Below are 18,940 nucleotides of genomic sequence, written 5' to 3'. Positions count from 1 at the left end.
TCCGGGCTGAACAAGCAAACGCACCTGACCTTCCCATGCATGAAACGCACAGTGGTATGAAGAAGTGAGTTGTCGTCGATTCGACGACGCTTGTCGACCGTTGCGGGGGCAGCACACGTCAGCCTTGTAAAGACCTCGTGTTTCCCGTTTAACTGCAGCCATGAATATAGCTGCGGGCACCTGAACGGACGCCATTGTACGTGGCTGAAACAGGCCGGGCAATTTTGAGGCGAGTCTTGTCGGATATGTACGACGCCATTGCCTATCTCTGTGGGGAAACACGTCAATCCATCGATAGGGCTGATCTATAATGCCCCCTCGCCTGCTCTTGCCTTTTTTCATGTTTACATCCGAACAGCAGAACGCCATCGATACCACGCTGATGGGCCGCCCCGGTCGCACGCACAAGCTGGATGTGGACGGCACGCCGGTCATCATCAAGCAGCTTGAGCCGCAGCTCAAGCATTGGGGCTATCCGGTGCTGGATACGCTGGCCGCGATTCTTGGACAACCGATGTTGCGTGCCGTGCCGGCGCCCGGCGGCAGCGACGCGCAGCGCATTGAAGTCATGCGTTTGCAGGCGCTGAAGGTAGCTGGTGCTTCGGTGCCGGACGTTCTACATGTGACGCCGCAGTGGTTTGCCATGTCTTTTCTGGGCGAGACGTCACTCGACCATATGTTGCGCGAGCATGCGGATGTAGGCCAGCGTTACTGGGAGGCTGGCCTGAATGCAATTCTCTCCCTGCATCGCCTCGAACAAACTGCGAGCCAGTGTTTCGCACGCAACATGATCTGGCATGAGGGCAAGGTCAGCTTCATCGATTTTGAAGACGATCCGACTAAAAGCATGCCGCTGGAAGCCGCACAGGCACGTGACTGGGTGCTGTATCTACATTCCACAGCCTACATTCTGCGCATGACGCCCGAGCACATCGCGTCGGTACTACTGCGCTATTTGCGCAAGGACAAACCCGACGTACAACAGCATGTCCTGCGCGCAGCCCGCACATTCGGCTGGTTGCGCGTACTACCCAACAAGCGCAAACCGTGGGGACGCGACGTTGTGTCGGCACATTTTGCCGCCATGACACTGCATCATCTGGTCGAGGAAGATCGGCGCGAACGGGCCATTTTCTAAGGATAAGAAGCCTCCGACTGAGCGTCGTAGCGCCTCAACGCCAACGCATTTTCATCAGCAAAGTAGCACGTAAAACATGCCGTGCAACCGCTGCCTTCCATCAGATCGATTTTCAGCAATCAACGATCAACAATTCGCCGTAGCCAATGCGATGCGGTTTCTGTGCCGCATACAAGGCCATCTCCGGTACGGACAGGGCATGCTCGCATGCTGCCAGCAAACGAATGGTGCCGGCATGACAAATGACGATGGCGTGTTCGATATCTAGTCCCGCAAGATCATCGCGAAATGCACGCACACGCTGTGCGACTTCCAGCACCGTTTCGCCACCGCCGGGACGATAACCGATCAGATCGCTGGTCCAGGCATCGATATCCGTACGTGGAATAGCGTCCCAAGGCTGCATTTCCCAATCGCCGAAATGCATTTCACGCAAGCGTTCGTCATAAACGGGCGCACAATCGAGCGCTTCAGCCAACCTGTTCGAAAGTACCGTACAACGACTGAGCGGACTGGAAAATATGCGGGCGCGCGTGGGTAAAAGAGGAAGCAGCGCATCATGCACCGAGGTCAGGGTTTCTTCCGCCACCTTCAGATCGCTGCGTCCGTAACACACGTTGGCGGCAACGATGGGTCGCGGATGACGAATCAGGTAAAGGTGCATGATGACCTCGGGTCAATAAGTGACGGCGCTCAACACTCCCAGATAGAAAGACACCTCGGCCACCTGCTGGACTGCACCAAGGCAATCGCCAGTATAGCCACCGAGACGGCGCTTGAACATTCTTGCCATCCAGAACGTCGCGATACCGGCCAGCAAGATGCCGAACACCACGCCATTCAGCGGTGCCCAACCGGAAATGGCTGCCAGCAAAAAGGCAACCACCACGATCAGCGAGGCAATGCCAAATTCGTGACTGGACATATGCTCGGCAATCGGCTTGGCCTTGCCATCTTCACGAGCGTAATCGAGTCGCCAGATCAGGCTGACGGCACACAGTCGCGATAACGGATGGCCGAGCAACAAGGCTGCCACCACCGTGGCCGGTGGCATGTCGATCAAGGCAACGGTTTTCAATCCCAGCATCAGCAAAATGCCGATCGCACCATACGCGCCAATGCGTGAATCCTTCATGATGGCCAGTGCACGTTCGGCAGTCGCACTGCCACCAAGACCATCGCAGGTATCGGCAAAACCGTCTTCATGAAATGCACTAGTCAACCATATGCCGGCAATCACACTCAGCAGCACGGCGACCGATTGCGGCCACAACAAAGTAGCCATGACGTAGACCAGGCTGGTGATCAGCGCCACGATGAAACCCACCAGCGGAAAATAACGGGCCGCCTGCGACAGCCAGCGTGGATCATGGCCGACCCAGCGCGGTATCGGCAAGCGCGTGAAGAACTGCAAGGCGACGAAGAACAGACGCACTTCGTGCATCATGCGCTTGCCCATGTCCTCTTCTTCAAACAGATCCGGTTCCATCCCCATGTTCGCCTCTTTTTATTCAGATTCTGCTTATTCAGGTTCTGCTGCAAGTCTTGTTGCTGACGGCGGCCGATTCGAAGGTCGCCATGTCGGACAGGAAATTGACTGCCGCGTGCAGCAAAGGCAAAGCCATCACACTTCCCGTGCCCTCCCCCAAACGCAAGCCAAGTTGCATTAGCGGCTTTGCCTGCAAGGCATGCAACAAGGCAGCGTGCCCGCGTTCGTCCGAACAGTGTGCAAATACGCAGTAATCCAGAATTGCCGGTTGCATGCGTGCTGCCACCAGCAAGGCACTGGTCACGATAAAACCATCGATCAGCAACACCATGCGACGCTCCGCAGCCGCCAGCATGGCTCCTGCCATCATGGCGATTTCAAAACCGCCAAAGGTTGCCAATACCTGCTGCGGTGTGCGTATGCCGGCATGCAGAGCGACGGCTTTTTCGATTACCTGCTGCTTGTGCAAGACGCCTTCAGGCGATAGCCCCGTGCCGGCCCCGACGCATTCCGCTGCCGGCAATCCCGTCAGCGCGTGCATGATGGCTGCTGCTGCAGTCGTATTGCCAATGCCCATTTCACCGAATCCGATGACATTGCCATGCAAGCCACGCACCAGCTCGGCACCGTGTTGCATGGCCTGTTCACATTCGGTCATCGTCATCGCCGGCTCTTGCGCAAAATTGCGTGTACCCGCTGCGACCTTGCGATCGAGCAGCCCCGCGCGCTCACCGAATACGTGATTGACACCGGCATCGACGATATGCAGCGCGCAGGCGTTCTGGCGTGCAAACACATTGATGGCTGCGCCACCGGCAAGAAAATTCTCGACCATCTGCCAGGTCACACTTTGCGGATAGGCCGAAATTCCTTCGGCTACCACGCCATGGTCGCCGGCAAATACGATCAACGCTGGATCGCGTAGTACCGGCTGAACCGTCTGCTGAATCAGGCCGATCTGCAAAGCCAGTTGTTCGAGTCGGCCAAGACTGCCTAAAGGCTTGGTCTTATTGTCAATGGCGTGCTGTATCTGCCGAGCGAGCGGCTGGTCTTGAATCGGGAGAATGGAAAACGCGGTCATGCATGAGGCCCGGCGCGATGCGGGAAACGGCAGGAGATGAAAAATGAGAGAAATACGTCGAAAGAAAACAGTCTGCTGCAATAAACAATTCAATAGGCAATTCGATAACAAAGCATCGTGGTAGCCAACGAAACTGCATGCCAGACGACCAGCAGCAGTGTATGCGCCGCCTGTCGGAGCGTCAATTACCGTACATGCAAGCGTCACGAATACGCAACCGTGTACCGCAAACGGCTCGTGAAATGCGAATTCGGCAAGAGGATTTCAACAAATTTCACAAGTGTTGTCTGCTGTCGCCATGTCGCTGGCATTCGCTATGCTGGCCCGGCAAATCTCGGTATTATTGCCTTCAGTCAACGCTCTTCGGGCGCGGTATCCTTGCAGCGTCAGGCTCAACCTGGCGACAAGTCTGCCGATAACAAACCATACGCACGCATCACGTGCGAAGATCATCACGAAAAGGGTTAGCAATGAGCGGGGATACGGACGATTTTGAAGCCTTGTTTGACGAAATTTCGGCACAGCGCCTGAGCGAAGTCGCCACACCCGCACCTACGCCCGCTGCCCCCGCGATGAGTGCCCCCGTTGCGCCTGCAGAACCCATCTCTGCTGCGCCAGTCAGCGCCACGCCGACCGGGGAGACCACGACAGACGAATCCGACAAACCGATGTACGAACGCCTGGGCGGTATTGTGCGCGTCATGCACGATTCCCTGCGCGAACTCGGTTACGACCGTTCGCTATCGGATGTCGCCTCGCAAATATCGGATGCACAAGGTCGACTCGAATATGTTGCGACACTGACCGAACAGGCAGCCAACAAAGTCTTGAATGCCATCGATATCGGTATGCCGGAACAGGAAGCGCTTTCCAAACAGGCAAAGGATATGGATACGCGCTGGGCGCAACTGTTCGAAGGCAAACTCAGCATCGACGAATTCAAGACGCTGGCCGGCGATTCGCGCAGCTTCTCGGCCACGGTTGCCCAAGCCACCGATGCCGAAAAAGCACGCCTGCTCGACATCATGATGGCGCAGGATTTTCAGGACATTACCGGTCAGTTGATCAAGAAGATCGTCGCGATTACCAACCGCGTCGAGACCGAACTGGCACAACTGCTGCTTGATAACGCACCCGCCGAAATCAAGGCCGCAGCCCAGGAACACAAGGCCGAAACACCGGCCGAACTGATGAATGGCCCCGCCATGCCAGCCGTTGCCATGGCGCAGGACGATGTGGATAGTCTGCTTGCCGATCTGGGATTCTAAATGGATGACATGCTCAAGGAATTCGTCGTCGAGGCGCTGGATCTTGCCACCAATGTGGAAGAACACCTGCTCTCGCTCGAACGCAATCCCGACGATCTGAACACACTCAATGCCGTGTTCCGCTCCTTCCATACGATCAAGGGCGGTGCCGGCTTCATGAACTTGCCGGCGATGGTGTCGGCCTGTCACCTGACTGAAAACCTGTTCGATGCCCTGCGTAACGGCCAGGTCCCTGTGACACCGATGGCTATCGAGGCCGCCTTGCAAGCCAGCGGCTTCGTGGCCGACCAGCTCGATGCACTGGCCAATGGCACACCAGCCGAAACGCTGCCTGCAATGCCGGCTGAACTCGAAAGCATTCTGACCAGCGCCATCGAAGGTGGCGCTGCACCAGCCGCCAGTGCAAACGCAGCAGCGCCGCTCGCAACTGCCGCCATGGGTGAAGCAGCCCCCATTTCCGACACCGCCATCATTGACGATGGACTCGATTGGCGTGCCATGTATTTGGCTGTCGTACCGCCCGGCACGGTGGTCGATATGCCTGCCGCTTCCGCACAAGCGCAAACACCTGCCATTGCAGCAACGCCAGCACCGACTGCCTCGGCTCCTGCCACACAAGCTGCGCCGGCTGGCAAACCTGCCGGTTGGGATGGTGTCGAACGTCGCACCGTGCCTGCCGCAGACAAAAACACTACGATCGTCAAGGAAGAAAGCATTCGTATCGATGCCGTCAAGCTCGATGCCTTGCTGGAAGTCGCCGGTGAATCGGTGCAGGCCGCTAACCAGGCCGCCGTATTACTAGAAAAACTGGCGCAATTCCCGTTCGAAGGCCAGGCCGCCACGCTGATGTCTGCTCTTGCGGAAACACTGGGACGTGCCTCACGCTATTCGACGGAATTGCAACGCGCCACCTTGTCCACACGCATGCAGCCAGTCGGCAAATTGTTCCAGCGCTTCCCGCGACTCGTACGGGAACTGGCAAAGGATCTGGGCAAGGAAGTCGATCTGCAGATCGAAGGTGCAGAAACCGAAGTCGATCGCGTGGTGGTGGACAGCCTATACGATCCGCTCGTCCACATGTTGCGCAACTCGCTCGATCACGGCATCGAAGATGCAGCAACACGTGCCACATCCGGCAAGCCGGCCAAATCCGTGATCCTGCTCAAGGCATGGCAGGAAGCCAGCAGCGTCATGATCGAAATTTCGGACGATGGTAAAGGCATGGATGCGCAGGCCTTGCGCGCCAAAGCCTTGTCCAAGGGATTGATTTCCGAAAACGCCGCACAAACGCAGGAAGAAATGCTGCAACTGGTATTTCTGCCCGGCTTCTCAACCAAGGAAGTGGCCAACAGCGTCTCCGGTCGTGGTGTCGGCATGGACGTGGTGAAAACCGCTGTAGAAAAACATCGTGGCGCCATCACCATCGATTCGCGTCTCGGCATCGGCACGCGCTTCTCCATCCGTTTGCCGATCGAACTGTCGATCGTGCCAACGATGCTGGTGCGCAGTTCGGATGCGGCACTGGCCCTGCCAATGGCCGTGGTCGAACGCGTCGTCGAATTGCCGGAGGAATTCGAACACGTCGGTGGCGCACCGGTCTTGCGTGATCAGGGCCGTCCATTGCCGGTACGCTCGCTGGCGGGTGCGCTGGGTTACGAACTGCAATCGGAACGTGTCGGCATCGTCATCGCGGCACCCCAACCTTACATTCTTTCTGTCGGCATGGTCGAAGGCACGGCCGATCTCGTGATCAAGCCGATGACCGCCATGCATGTGGATGGCATTGCCGGTACGGCACGTTCTGCCGAAGGTGAACTGGTACTGGTGGTCGGCCTCTCCTTCCTGCTTGAAGGCAGCAAGGCAACAGCCAAGCGCACGGTGGTCAAGTTGGCAGCCTGATATTGAACAAACAGGCCGATCTAAAAAAAATACCCCGACCAAGTCGGGGTATTTTTTTGCCTGTGACATAAACAGCTTGCGTCAGTCATCTTTCGCACCATCGATGTTGAGCTCATGAATCTTGCGCGTAATCGTATTGCGACCGATGCCCAGGCGTACCGCTGCATCGTTCTTGCGACCGTGCGTATGCTTGAGTGCTGTCTTGATCAGCACGGATTCGAACTGGCGACCCAATACATCCATGACTTCAGGCTGGCCGGCAGCCAGCAAGGCAGCCGCTTCGGCTTCCAGCAAGGCGGTCCATGTCGTCGATTCGCTGGATGCCATGGGTGCGAATGTAGTCGCAGTGTTAGCCGGCGAATTGGCGCTGGCTGCATACGTCTCCACATCCGGTGCCATATAACTGCCTGTAGACGACGGTGCAGCAGCAATACTCGGATTCATGCCTGCCGTGCCCTGTCCTTCCGTCAATTCCTGCGGCAAATCCTTGGCTTCGACCGTTTGGCCCGGCGCCATCACCGTGATCCAGTTGCACAGATTTTCGAGCTGACGCACATTGCCCGGCAGCTCAAGACTACTGAGGAACTGCATCGCACCTTCCGACATGCGTTTGACTTCCACACCCAACTGCTTGGCGCTTTGCGCAAGGAAATGACGCGTGAGAATCGGGATATCTTCCTTTCGTTCGCGCAAACTCGGCAAACGCAGACGAATCACATTCAGGCGGTGATACAAGTCTTCGCGGAACAGGCCTTCACGCACGCGATGTTCGAGGTTCTGGTGCGTCGCGGCAATCACGCGCACATTGGCTTTCAGCGGTTGATGACCGCCGACGCGGTAGAAATGCCCATCCGAGAGCACACGCAACAGACGCGTTTGCAGATCGAACGGCATATCGCCGATTTCATCGAGGAACAACGTACCGCCTTCGGCCTGCTCGAAACGACCGCGACGCGTTGCCTGCGCACCTGTGAAGGCGCCACGCTCGTGACCGAACAGTTCGGACTCCAGCAAATCCTTGGGAATCGCCGCCGTATTCAAGGCAATGAACGGCTGCGAAGCGCGCGGGCTGTGCTTGTGCAGCGCACGTGCGACGAGTTCCTTGCCCGAACCGGACTCACCGGTGATCAGCACCGTCACATTCGATTGAGAGAGGCGACCGATCGCGCGAAAGACATCCTGCATGGCCGGTGCCTGACCGAGAATCTCGGGCGTATCGGCCGACACATGTTCGACGCTGGTTTCACGCAGGCTTTCTTCCAGCGCACGGCGAATCAGTTCCACCGCCTTGTCGATATCGAAGGGCTTGGCAAGATATTCGAACGCACCGCCCTGAAACGCGGCAACTGCCGAATCCAGATCCGAAAACGCCGTGATGATAATGACAGGCAAGCCCGGATGCTTGGCCTTGACGGCCTGCAGCAGCTCGAGCCCGGATTCGCCCGGCATGCGGATATCGGAAACCAATACTTGCGGTGCGCCGTCCTTCAACGCTTCCATGGCATCACGCGCATTGGAAAAACTCTTGGTCGCCAGGTTCTCGCGCGCCAAGGCTTTTTCCAGCACCCAGCGTATCGATTCGTCGTCGTCAACAATCCAGATTGGTTTCATATGTCTTCTAATGTTCCGCGTGATGCGGCAATGTCGGCGACATTGCCAGTTTATTGTTATGCCGTATCAGGGCAAGGGAATCAAAATACGGAAATCCGTATAACCCGGCCGGCTCTCGCATTCGATGACGCCCATATGCTGCTGCACGAATGTCTGTGCCAACGTTAATCCCAAGCCACTACCGCCATCCCTGCCCGATACCAGTGGATAAAAAATCCGATCACGGATGTCCGGCGGGATGCCGGGTCCGTTATCGATAATATGCAAATCTAATGCCAGCCGATAACGCACCTTCGCCAGCGTGATCTGTCGTGCAATACGTGTACGTAAAATTAACTCGGCATCGCCCGCTTTCATGCGTTCGGTCAGCACCTGGGCGGCGTTGTGCGCGATATTGAGTACAGCCTGAATCAGTTGTTCCTTGTCACCCCGGAATTCGGGAATCGACAGATCGTAATCACGCCGAATCTTCAGACCGTTCGGGAATTCAGAGGTGATCAGGCTGCGTACACGCTCGCACACCTCATGAATGTTGACGTCGCCGACGATATGCGGACGACGATGCGGTGCCAGCAGGCGGTCCACCAGCGTTTGGAGGCGATCGGCTTCCTTGATGATGACCTGCGTGTATTCACGCAATTCCTTGAGGTGCCGCTCCGGCAATTCCAGCTCCAGCAATTGCGCTGCACCGCGAATGCCGCCAAGCGGATTCTTGATCTCGTGCGCAAGATTGCGGATCAGTTCCTTGTTGGCCTGGCTTTGATCCAGCAGACGCTCTTCCCGATCGAGCTTGAGTTGCTGCAGGTTCTCGCGCAATTCGATCAATACCGGCGTCTCCGGCTGATCGAGTGCCGTCACCACCGCATGTACCTGCAATGGTTCACGACTCAGACGTTCCAGCGTCAGTTCCTGCCGCTTGTCGGCAAAGGCTTGCTGCAATGCGCCTTGGAACAAGGCATCGAGCTCTTCGTTTTGCAGAAAGAGTTCGGAGAGTGTTTGGTTAAGCAGGATTTTGCTCGACGATTCAAGCAGATTCTCTGCTGCGGGGTTGGCGTAGATGATCCGACCTTCGGGATCAAGCACCAGGACGGCCGATGCCAGCAAATCCAGACCGGCAAGGGAAAGCATATGTTTATTCACAGAACTCCATCATAAAAGGCCGTTCAAAAAAGAATGGCCGCTACATGCGGCCAGACTAAAGCAAACATCATACCGATGCGAACACATCTTATTTGAGATTACCCAGTTCGCGTTTGAGAGCTTCCACATTGCGTTCGGTGCGCGCGACATCATCCTTCAATGCCGCGGTACGCTCCTGATATTTTGCATAGTTGCGCTCGTTGCCGAGACGCTCGGGTTCGCCATTGTTGTATTCGGCCTTGAGCGCGGCCAGCTTGGCTTCTTCCACTTTGAGTTCATCCTGCAGGATGCGTTTGCGGTCACTATCGCGTGCTTTCTGTTCGCCGCTGCTTACGCGCGGAAACTCGCTTGGCGATGTTGCCGTCGCTGGACGCGTAGCAGGCGCAGCAGGTGTCGCACGCGGCGCAGAGGAAGGTACAGTCGATACGCCCGGCAAATCGACCCGCTTGCAACGCGCCGTGGGGCCAGTGTTCTTGTACTCGCGACGACCTTCGGCATCGATGCATAGATAAACATCGTTCTGCGCAAATGCAGGCGTAACGAACGGCACTTTGGCAGACACCATCGCGGTCAGGCACAACAGGGAAATGCAGATGTATTTCATACGCACTGTTCGGTCGGTTGAGTCGCTCCTAGTGTATGACAGGAGACGCCAGGAAAACATCATGTTGCCGCATTTTCCGCAGTGCGAAGGCAAATAAAAAGCGGGAAAAGCTTGCGCTTTTCCCGCTTCGATAACACTACTACAACGAACGATTAGACCGAGTAGTACATATCGTATTCGACTGGATGCGCAGTCATGCGGAAACGCGTGACTTCTTGCATCTTCAGATCGATGTAGGCATCGATCATTGCGTCGCTAAACACGCCACCACGGGTCAGGAACTCGCGGTCTTTGTTCAGATTGTCCAGTGCCTCTTCCAGCGAAGCGCAAACCGTTGGGATCAGTTTGTCTTCTTCTGGTGGCAGGTGGTACAGATCTTTCGATGCTGCTTCACCTGGATGGATCTTGTTCTGAACGCCGTCCAGACCTGCCATCAACAGTGCTGCGAAGCACAGGTATGGGTTGGCCAGTGGATCTGGGAAACGGGTTTCGATACGACGGCCTTTTGGATTCGACACATAAGGAATACGGATCGAAGCCGAACGGTTCTTGGCAGAGTAAGCCAGTTTGACTGGCGCTTCGAAGCCTGGAACCAGACGTTTGTACGAGTTGGTACCTGGGTTGGTGATCGCGTTCAATGCCTTGGCGTGCTTGATGATGCCGCCGATGTAATACAGCGCGAATTCCGACAGACCGGCATAGCCGTCGCCTGCGAACAGGTTTTTGCCATCTTTCCAGACCGATTGGTGAACGTGCATGCCCGAACCGTTGTCGCCAACGATTGGTTTTGGCATGAAGGTCGCGGTTTTGCCGTAGGTGTGCGCAACGTTCCAGACAACATATTTCAGGTTCTGGGTCCAGTCAGCACGCTCAACCAGGGTCGAGAACTTGGTGCCGATTTCGTTTTGGCCAGCGCCAGCCACTTCGTGGTGATGCACTTCAACCGGGATGCCGAGCGATTCCAGGATCAGGCACATTTCCGAACGCATGTCCTGGAAGCTATCGACTGGAGGCACTGGGAAGTAGCCGCCCTTGACTGCTGGACGATGGCCGGTGTTGCCGCCTTCGATTTTCTCGCCGGTGGACCACGATGCTTCTTCCGAATCAATCTTGACGAAGCAGCCATCCATGCCGATTTTCCAACGGATGCCGTCGAAAATGAAGAATTCTGGCTCAGGACCGAAGTAGGCGGTGTCGCCCAGGCCCGAGGATTTCAGGTACGCTTCAGCGCGTTTGGCGATCGAACGTGGATCGCGGTCGTAACCTTTGCCATCCGATGGCTCGATAACATCACACTGCATGAACAGCGTGGTTTCTTCCATGAATGGATCGATGTTGGCGGTGTTTGGATCTGGCATCAACAGCATGTCGGATGCTTCGATACCCTTCCAGCCGGCGATCGACGAACCGTCGAATGCATGGCCAGCTTCAAATTTGTCCATATCGAAATGCGAAACTGGCACGGTGACGTGCTGTTCTTTGCCACGTGTATCAGCAAAGCGAAAATCAACGAATTTGACTTCGTTGTCTTTCACCATCTTCAAGACCTCTGCGGCCGTCATTGCCATGCGAATCTCCTAAATATGAGCAGGTAATACAAGAATAGGGTTGGGTTGTGATCCGTGCTGGTGTTCAACTGCGCAAACAGCGTGCGTCCATAACTCGCCCGGAATAATAGCAGATTCCATGCCACTATTTTGTAGCAAAAACAGGGTGGCCTGCCGGCATTTAAGTGATTGAATCACAAGGGAAAGCGCCGTTTTGGCGCAGGGATTGTCAAAGCAACCACGACCACGTAATCACCATAATTGTGCATTTACGATTTAACGCACTTTTAATGTGCAATTAATGATCAAAAATAGATATTTGCACTTTATTTGTGCATCAAAGCAATAGGAAACAAAGTGCGCCAGTTACGGTCGGTAAAATGGCGCCGAATAGCAATCCTTGCACAGTGACAACCCGATTGCGGAACCCGCCACGCAACAATGCCATCCCGGCAGGATTGGGGGCATTGGCGATCACGGTCAGGCCACCGCCCGCCACGGCACCTGCCATCAACATGTACTTTGCGGCATCCGACATGCCTTCGACCAGTGAGCCAAGGTAAGTCAGTGCAGCGTTATCGGTAATGGCAGTCAAGGCCAATGCGCCGAAGAACAAGGCGGTAGGCTCCAGATTCGCCACGATCGGCTGCAACCACCATTGCTGCATGCCTCCCAGCACCACCAATCCTGCAAGGAAGAAGCCGACCAGCAAGGCTTCTTTCAACAGCAACGGTGCCTGGTGCCGTGCATACGCCTTGGTAAAACCCAGAAAGAACAGAAAAAGTCCGAGAAAAATCACAGGGTGATGCGCAAACATCACGACGCCTGCCAGAAAAAATAGGTGGATCAGACAAACGATGCGTGGCACCCCCTCTTCATGTGAGGTCGGCACGATCTCGGCTTCGATCAGGTGTCGCCTTAACAACCAGCTCACGACCGAAGCATTGATCAGCACGGCCAGCGCAGCCTTCCAGCCGAAGTGCAAAAACATGAAGCTGCTGTCCCAGCCCCATTTCGCAGCCACCATCAACACCGGCGGCGCGGCAAACGAAGTCAAGGTGCCGCCAATCGATACATTGACGAACAACACACCGAGGCTCGCGTACTTGAGCCATTCCGGCATGCCGGGACGAAATACCAACGGTGACAGCATCAATGCCGCCAGCGTCATCGCGGCAGGTTCGGTAATCAACGAACCGATCAGCGGCACCAGCCACAGGCACAGCCAGACACGTGCCAGCGTCATGTCCATCGGCAGCATGCGCGCGATACGTGACACGACGGCTCTCACCAGTTCCAGCACGGGCCGCGAAGCGGCCATCACCATGATCACGAACACGAATAGCGGCTCGGTGTAGTGGCGCGACTCGGCATACTCAAGCGCCACATCGCCACCGGCGATCAAGGCCATGGCAATGATCAGAATGAATGCCCAAAAGCCGAACACCACTTCAACTTCGCCCAACAAATGCAGCAAACCTTCATGACGCGGATAGCGATGCGCCAGTCGGGCGAAGAAAGGCGCAGTGAATGTGTGGATCAAGGCAATCGCGAAAAGAAAGGCGGCGACGAATTGCAGCAAGGTCATGGGCGCTCCATCAACAGGATGCAACGATTATAAACACCGTCGGATTCCGATATAGATAGATCATCTGCATGCATACAGGCAAATTTGATGAGACTGCACATCTATAAGACGCACTCTATAATCGCCTTTCATACTCCTCCCCATCTTTCCCGGAATTCTCAGCATGACGACCGACATTCTTGCAGCAGGCCGCAGCCGTGGCACCGAACAGAATCGTCCCTATGCCGGTGCGCTGACACCGCAGGAAAGCTATGCGCTATTACAAGCTCATCAAGGCGACACCAAGATCAAGCTGATCGACGTCCGTACCGATGCCGAACGCGACTGGATCGGCAAACCGCAACTGGCAGCCGACCAGCAATTCGCTGTGCAGTGGACGCTTTACCCGGGCGGCAAACCCAATCCCGACTTTCTCGCACAGTTGGCGCAAGTCGCCGACAAGGATGACGTGCTGCTGTTTTTATGTCGTGGCGCGGTACGCTCCAAGGGCGCGGCCAAGCTGGCAACCGAACACGGCTATACCAACAGTTTCGATGTGCTGGAAGGTTTCGAAGGTGGCAAGGATGCCGAAGGTCATCGCAAGAATGTCGATGGCTGGTGCAAGGCCGGTCTGCCCTGGATCGGTGCCTGATCAGGCTTGTGGCTCGGCAGAAGAAGTCTGACTGAGCCAGATAATGCGCTTGCGCACGAGATTGATATTGCTGCGCAAGCGATAGAGTTCGTCCGCGAACGACAGCGGAATCACGATCTGGTTGACGCGCTCTTCCAGTTGCGCCAAGCGCCGCAACTGGGCCGGATACACCTCTTCACGGTCTTGCTGCGGCACTTCCTCGATCGCCTGCTCGATGCTGCGCAATTGTGCATACCAGCGATAAACACGCGAACGCACCTTCCATACATAAAGCGGTGGCAGGATGCGCGACAGCGGCAGGAACAAGGCGCCCAGCGCCACGATCACGACCCACATGCGCTCCATGAAATTGGCCAGCCAGAATGGCATGTAACGTTGCAGGAACGGCGGCCCTTCGCGATAGAACTTTTCGGCTTCCGCCACAACCGGAATTTCGGTATAGCGCGCATTCGGGAACTCGCCCTGTTTGCTGAACCAGCCCGCGCCACCATGCACGGTCGTCGCCGCTTGGGCAAACAGATCGACGAGTGCCGGATGCAAATTCTCGCGTGCTACCAAGGTCGCCGTCGGTGCCACCAGATGGTAGTCATGCGTCGGCAAATTCTTGCCCAGATCGACAATCCCGCGTGGCAGCGTCACATTTGTCAAGTAAGGCAAACGGCGCGAGTAAGCTTCGGCCTGCGAAAAGTCGAAGAGCTTGATACCCGGGGTCTGCAACAGCATCTGTACCAGCAGACTGTCGGGTGCAGAACTGAAGACCAGCGCATCGATGCGACCATTGAGCAAGGCCACTGTCGCCGGCGTATCTTCCAATTCGCTGAAATGGACTTGCTCAGGCTCGATACCGTTGACCGACAACAGCGCCTTGAACAGGCGCGGTACGCCCGTGCCTTCCGGCCCGACATTGACCTTGCGCCCTTTCAAATCCTTCAACTCGGCAAACGGCCGCTTTTCGCGAAAGAACAACCAGACCGGCTCGGTAAACAAGCTGCCGAGCGACACCAGCCCTGCACGTTCGGCGGCATCATGTTCGGTCGAACCGCTTTGCACGAAGGCGATATCGGTACCCGAATCGGGATCGTTCAGCCGACGCAGATTTTCCTGCGAGCCCAGTGACGGCTGCAAGGTCACGTCGATGCCGTAGCGCTTCAGGATTTCCTTGTAGCGTTTGCCGAACTGTTCATAGGCGCTGTTTTCCTGCCCCGTGGAAAACGTCACCTGGCGCGGCGGCGTTGGATCAACAAGGCGGTAAGCGAGGTAGCAAAGCAGTACGACGAGCAAAGCCATCGGCCCCGCCGTGACGATCAGATCGCGCAGGGAAAATTGCGTAAATTTGAAGATTCTTGGCATGACTGCCTCGCAAGGCGATAACGCATTTCGACACTGCATTTCAACGGCATATTTCAACCGTCAAATTTTGACTACGGCAAAAAGTGAAGCGGTTGCGACAACAAGCCACAACCGCTTCAACTTATCAATCCAGCTTGGCCGCGTGTTCTCGCGTTTCGTGGAAAACGACATCGGGCCAGCGTTCCTGCGTCAGGCGCAAGTTGACGCCCGAGCTGGCGAGATAGGCAAGATTGCCTGCCGCATCGTGCGCCAGATTGCCGCCGGCAGAAGACTTCTCGAATTCGGCCAGCTTCTTCTTGTCGGCACACGAAATCCAGCGTGCCGTGCTGATGCTGGTACCTTCGAACACGGCATCGACGCCGTATTCATTCAACAAGCGGCTTGCCACGACTTCGAACTGCAGCACACCGACGCCACCGAGCACGAGATCACTGCCATGCACCGGCTTGAATACCTGGATCGCGCCCTCCTCGCCCAACTGCTGCAAGCCTTTGTGCAACTGCTTGAGCTTGAGCGGATTGCGAATGCGGACTGAGCGGAAGAAATCAGGCGCGAAATAGGGAATACCCGTGAACTGCAGAAATTCACCTTCGGAAAAACTGTCGCCGATCTGCATGTTGCCGTGGTTGGGCAAACCGATGATGTCGCCGGCGTAGGCCTCTTCCACCTGCTCACGACTCGATGCCATGAACGTGACGACACTCGACAGCTTGATCTCGCGATTCAGCCGCAAATGCTTGACCTTCATGCCGCGTTCGAAACGGCCCGAGCAGACACGCAGGAAAGCGATACGGTCACGGTGCGCCGGGTCCATGTTGGCCTGGATCTTGAAGACGAAACCGGAGAATGGTTTTTCGGTCGGTTGCACCGCACGCACGGTCGCATCGCGTTCGCGCGGCGGCTGTGCCCAGTCGAGCAGCGCATTCAGAATCTCGCGCACACCAAAGTTGTTGATGGCCGAGCCAAAGAACACAGGCGTGCGACGGCCCGACAGAAATGCGTCGAGATCGAATGGATGCGACGCGCCGTGCACGAGTTCGACTTCCATTTTCAACTGCTCGATTTCAAGCGGGAACATTTCGGCCAGACGCGGATTATCAATACCCTTGACGACCTCGAAGGTCTGGTCGGCCTTTTCGCTACCCGGTGCAAACAACATGATTTCGTCGCGCAGCAGGTGATACACGCCGCGGAAATTCTTGCCCATGCCGATCGGCCACGTCACCGGTGCGCATTCGATCTTCAAGACCGATTCCACTTCATCCAGCAATTCGAGCGGATCGCGCGTTTCGCGATCAAGCTTGTTCATGAACGTGACGATCGGCGTGTTGCGCATACGGCAAACGTTGAGCAGTTTGATCGTCTGCTCTTCCACGCCCTTGGCGGCATCAATGACCATCAACGCCGAATCGACGGCGGTCAACACGCGATAGGTATCTTCCGAAAAGTCCTGGTGGCCCGGCGTATCGAGCAGGTTGACCACGTGATCGCGATATTCGAACTGCATGACCGAGCTGGCGACCGAAATGCCGCGCTGCTTCTCGATATCCATCCAGTCAGACGTTGCATGGCGACCACTCTTACGACCCTTGACGGTACCGGCGAGCTGGATCGCGCCCGAGAACAGCAGCAACTTTTCGGTCAGCGTGGTTTTACCCGCATCCGGGTGGGAAATGATGCCGAAGGTACGGCGACGTGCGACTTCCTTCTCGATCAGTTCGGAAGAAACGCTGCGCGTGGCAACCGGTTCGAGATCGTCGGCAGCGGAAATGGCGGCGGTATCGGGAGTATCGGGCGCGGAAGACATGGAATAGCCCTGCGAAAAAGGCCACAAGTCTACCGATTCCTGGGTGGGAAGTCTAATACCGTGGCCGATCTTGCCGTGGCGGCAACGCCTGGCAACAGTAAGAGTTCAGCGCTTTACCTTGAGCAAACCTGCCGCTTCGAGTCGATTCCAGACGGCTTCTTTTTCTTCATCGGTGTAGATGATCCAGTTCAACACTTCATCCCAGGTACGACCGCATCCCTTGCAGACTTCATCACCGTGCGAGGTCGAGCAATAGCCGGCACAGGGCGAATCTGGGCGCAAGGAGTGGCGACGCGCATCGCCGGAAGAATCCTGGTTACTCATGGAAATTGGAAAACGGGCAAACGCCTATTGTAGACGCGGAAGGGAAAGCGCGGTGTACGTATGGAAGATCGACGAATCGCGGATCAGTTTTGCTGAATGATGAAATCCGTCACCAATACGTCTTCAGCCATTTGCGGCCCCAGCACGCCACGTACAGAATCACGCGCAACCTGCTGCACGTAGGCAATACCATCTGGCTGGCGCACCTTTTCGGGATCGATATTGGATAAACCTGCCTGCAGCGCATAGCCGATCTGCTTTTCCTGCGCCTGTAGAGCGGTGGCATTGGCATGCCGGCTTTGTACGGAAACAGTAGTGCGCAAGGAAAAATCGTTGCTGCGCACAACCATTGGACCGAAACTCGTGTACGCCACTGCCGCATCGGTTCTGGCCTTGTATTGAAAATACATCCAGCCAGCGAACGCCAGAACACAAACGCTCAACACGGCGAGAAGAATGTAGGCAACCGTATTATCGGATTGCGGTGCCGACGACTTGGAAGACTTGGTAGCCATGAAGTGAAAAACAAACAAAAACGAGGCAATCGATGGGCTATGCAGTGTAACGCATCCGACGCCTCAGGCCATCAGCCAGACCGCCCAATATACGTAGGATGCTCCACGGCGTACGCACCACAGCCTGTGGTGAAATTGCCCCATGCTGCCATCCAATCTCACTCCACGATCTTGACGGCGACCTTGCCATCACGCTCCAGCCGATCTTCGACTTCACCGATCTGGGCTGCCAGCGAATTGCCTGTCTGATCGATATTTGCGCCCACACTGGCTTCCAGACGATCCAGACGCGCAAGCATCGCTGTGCGTGTCTCGCTATCCTGCCGCACGACGTTTTGCATTTCAGTCTCGATGAAATGGCGCAACTCAGTAAAGCGTGATGCTTCAGCCTGATCGGCCAATTCGCGGTTGACCTGCAACTCCTTGGCGTGACGACGCGCTTCCAGCAAGACCGACGATTGCAAGTAGATGATGAAGGTCAGGAAGAAAACCGTCAGCAAGCCCATCAACCCGAGCATCACGACACCCAGCGGCGCATAAACGGTGGTCACACCCAACCACAATTCAGTTGGTGTGGTGAACGTTTGCCAGTTGAACGCAGCAAGCGCCGCGACAATGGCCAAAATGACGAAGAAAACGAAGGTACGAATTTTCATGATGTTGCCCCTTTATCTTGTTGTGGTGGGCGTTTCTGTGGATGTCTTGCCTAAGATCGCAAATACCCTCTTATCCAGTTGCGCATTTGCACGCTTCAAGGCAGCACATCCATGTTTGCCAATTGAAATCATGAGCGATTCTATGTGCTCATGACGTTGGACAGCACACACAAGCAAAAGTGTTCTTGCAATATTGAAAATTTTTACATCGGCACATCAGCATGGTTTGGCATTCAACTTGGCCGGCAATGTCACATTCCTGCCAAAAAACCATAATAAAGACACGCTACCG

At 55.9% G+C, this 18,940-nt stretch carries 17 protein-coding genes and 1 riboswitch; of the genes, 4 read left to right on the top strand and 13 right to left on the bottom strand.

Translation table 11 applies throughout. The annotated features are described in order from the left end of the window. Positions 1–199: riboswitch (cobalamin riboswitch) on the bottom strand. This riboswitch is flagged as partial in the annotation. Positions 200–340: 141 nt separating this feature from the next. Further along, positions 341–1,138: a hypothetical protein gene (locus QZ725_RS13925; protein WP_293780817.1), complete on the top strand. Its 798-nt coding sequence runs from the start codon at positions 341–343 to the stop codon at positions 1,136–1,138. Between the two features lie 112 nt (positions 1,139–1,250). On the opposite strand, the gene QZ725_RS13920 is transcribed toward QZ725_RS13925, so the two are convergent. The 3 genes from QZ725_RS13920 to cobT are packed head-to-tail and all read right to left on the bottom strand — an operon-like array spanning position 1,251 to position 3,708. Next, entirely contained in the window at positions 1,251–1,802 is a 552-nt protein-coding gene (locus tag QZ725_RS13920) for a histidine phosphatase family protein (protein WP_293780813.1), read from the bottom strand. A gap of 12 nt (positions 1,803–1,814) precedes the next feature. Beyond that, the gene (locus QZ725_RS13915; RefSeq protein WP_293780810.1) at positions 1,815–2,633 is read right to left on the bottom strand and encodes an adenosylcobinamide-GDP ribazoletransferase; all 819 of its coding nucleotides are present in this window, start codon (positions 2,631–2,633) and stop codon (positions 1,815–1,817) included. Between the two features lie 31 nt (positions 2,634–2,664). Beyond that, on the bottom strand, positions 2,665–3,708 hold the full coding sequence (cobT, locus tag QZ725_RS13910; RefSeq protein ID WP_293780807.1) for a nicotinate-nucleotide--dimethylbenzimidazole phosphoribosyltransferase: 1,044 nt from the start codon (positions 3,706–3,708) through the stop codon (positions 2,665–2,667). A 470-nt stretch (positions 3,709–4,178) separates the two neighbouring features. On the opposite strand from cobT, the gene QZ725_RS13905 reads away from it, so the two are divergent. Both QZ725_RS13905 and QZ725_RS13900 read left to right on the top strand, forming a co-directional pair. Then, positions 4,179–4,976, top strand: a complete 798-nt coding sequence (locus QZ725_RS13905) for a protein phosphatase CheZ (protein WP_293780804.1) — start codon at positions 4,179–4,181, stop codon at positions 4,974–4,976. After that, positions 4,977–6,875 (top strand): chemotaxis protein CheA, encoded by a 1,899-nt coding sequence (locus tag QZ725_RS13900; protein WP_293780801.1) that lies wholly within the window; start codon positions 4,977–4,979, stop codon positions 6,873–6,875. An 81-nt stretch (positions 6,876–6,956) separates the two neighbouring features. On the opposite strand, the gene ntrC is transcribed toward QZ725_RS13900, so the two are convergent. The 5 genes from ntrC to QZ725_RS13875 all read right to left on the bottom strand — a co-directional run bounded on the left by ntrC (position 6,957) and on the right by QZ725_RS13875 (position 13,365). Further along, positions 6,957–8,486 carry a nitrogen regulation protein NR(I) gene (ntrC, locus tag QZ725_RS13895; RefSeq protein ID WP_293780798.1) on the bottom strand — a complete coding sequence of 510 codons (1,530 nt, stop codon included), beginning with the start codon at positions 8,484–8,486 and terminating at the stop codon, positions 6,957–6,959. Positions 8,487–8,552: 66 nt separating this feature from the next. Next, the gene (glnL, locus tag QZ725_RS13890) at positions 8,553–9,626 is read right to left on the bottom strand and encodes a nitrogen regulation protein NR(II) (RefSeq protein ID WP_293780795.1); all 1,074 of its coding nucleotides are present in this window, start codon (positions 9,624–9,626) and stop codon (positions 8,553–8,555) included. Between the two features lie 88 nt (positions 9,627–9,714). After that, on the bottom strand, positions 9,715–10,230 hold the full coding sequence (locus tag QZ725_RS13885; RefSeq protein WP_293780792.1) for a DUF4124 domain-containing protein: 516 nt from the start codon (positions 10,228–10,230) through the stop codon (positions 9,715–9,717). 152 nt (positions 10,231–10,382) lie between these two features. Further along, positions 10,383–11,798: a type I glutamate--ammonia ligase gene (glnA, locus tag QZ725_RS13880; RefSeq protein WP_293780789.1), complete on the bottom strand. Its 1,416-nt coding sequence runs from the start codon at positions 11,796–11,798 to the stop codon at positions 10,383–10,385. 316 nt (positions 11,799–12,114) lie between these two features. Beyond that, on the bottom strand, positions 12,115–13,365 hold the full coding sequence (locus QZ725_RS13875) for a putative Na+/H+ antiporter (RefSeq protein ID WP_293780787.1): 1,251 nt from the start codon (positions 13,363–13,365) through the stop codon (positions 12,115–12,117). Positions 13,366–13,528: 163 nt separating this feature from the next. On the opposite strand from QZ725_RS13875, the gene QZ725_RS13870 reads away from it, so the two are divergent. Next, entirely contained in the window at positions 13,529–13,996 is a 468-nt protein-coding gene (locus tag QZ725_RS13870) for a rhodanese-like domain-containing protein (protein WP_293780784.1), read from the top strand. Here QZ725_RS13870 and QZ725_RS13865 read toward each other — a convergent pair whose 3' ends face one another. The 5 genes from QZ725_RS13865 to QZ725_RS13845 all read right to left on the bottom strand — a co-directional run bounded on the left by QZ725_RS13865 (position 13,997) and on the right by QZ725_RS13845 (position 18,648). Then, a complete protein-coding gene (locus QZ725_RS13865; protein ID WP_293780781.1) occupies positions 13,997–15,346 on the bottom strand; it encodes a TAXI family TRAP transporter solute-binding subunit in 1,350 nt (449 codons plus the stop codon). It abuts the gene before it with no gap. Between the two features lie 124 nt (positions 15,347–15,470). Beyond that, the gene (locus QZ725_RS13860; RefSeq protein ID WP_293780778.1) at positions 15,471–17,153 is read right to left on the bottom strand and encodes a peptide chain release factor 3; all 1,683 of its coding nucleotides are present in this window, start codon (positions 17,151–17,153) and stop codon (positions 15,471–15,473) included. Between the two features lie 105 nt (positions 17,154–17,258). Continuing rightward, positions 17,259–17,477 carry a DUF1289 domain-containing protein gene (locus QZ725_RS13855; RefSeq protein WP_293780775.1) on the bottom strand — a complete coding sequence of 73 codons (219 nt, stop codon included), beginning with the start codon at positions 17,475–17,477 and terminating at the stop codon, positions 17,259–17,261. 83 nt (positions 17,478–17,560) lie between these two features. Continuing rightward, positions 17,561–17,992, bottom strand: coding sequence for a flagellar basal body-associated protein FliL (locus tag QZ725_RS13850; RefSeq protein ID WP_293780772.1), 432 nt, complete (start codon positions 17,990–17,992; stop codon positions 17,561–17,563). Between the two features lie 158 nt (positions 17,993–18,150). Next, the gene (locus QZ725_RS13845; protein WP_293780769.1) at positions 18,151–18,648 is read right to left on the bottom strand and encodes a LapA family protein; all 498 of its coding nucleotides are present in this window, start codon (positions 18,646–18,648) and stop codon (positions 18,151–18,153) included. Positions 18,649–18,940: the final 292 nt, after the last annotated feature.

Source organism: uncultured Oxalicibacterium sp. (assembly GCF_913776015.1).
In the GTDB taxonomy this organism is placed as follows: domain Bacteria; phylum Pseudomonadota; class Gammaproteobacteria; order Burkholderiales; family Burkholderiaceae_D; genus Oxalicibacterium.
This window is presented reverse-complemented; position numbering and strand designations above follow the sequence as displayed.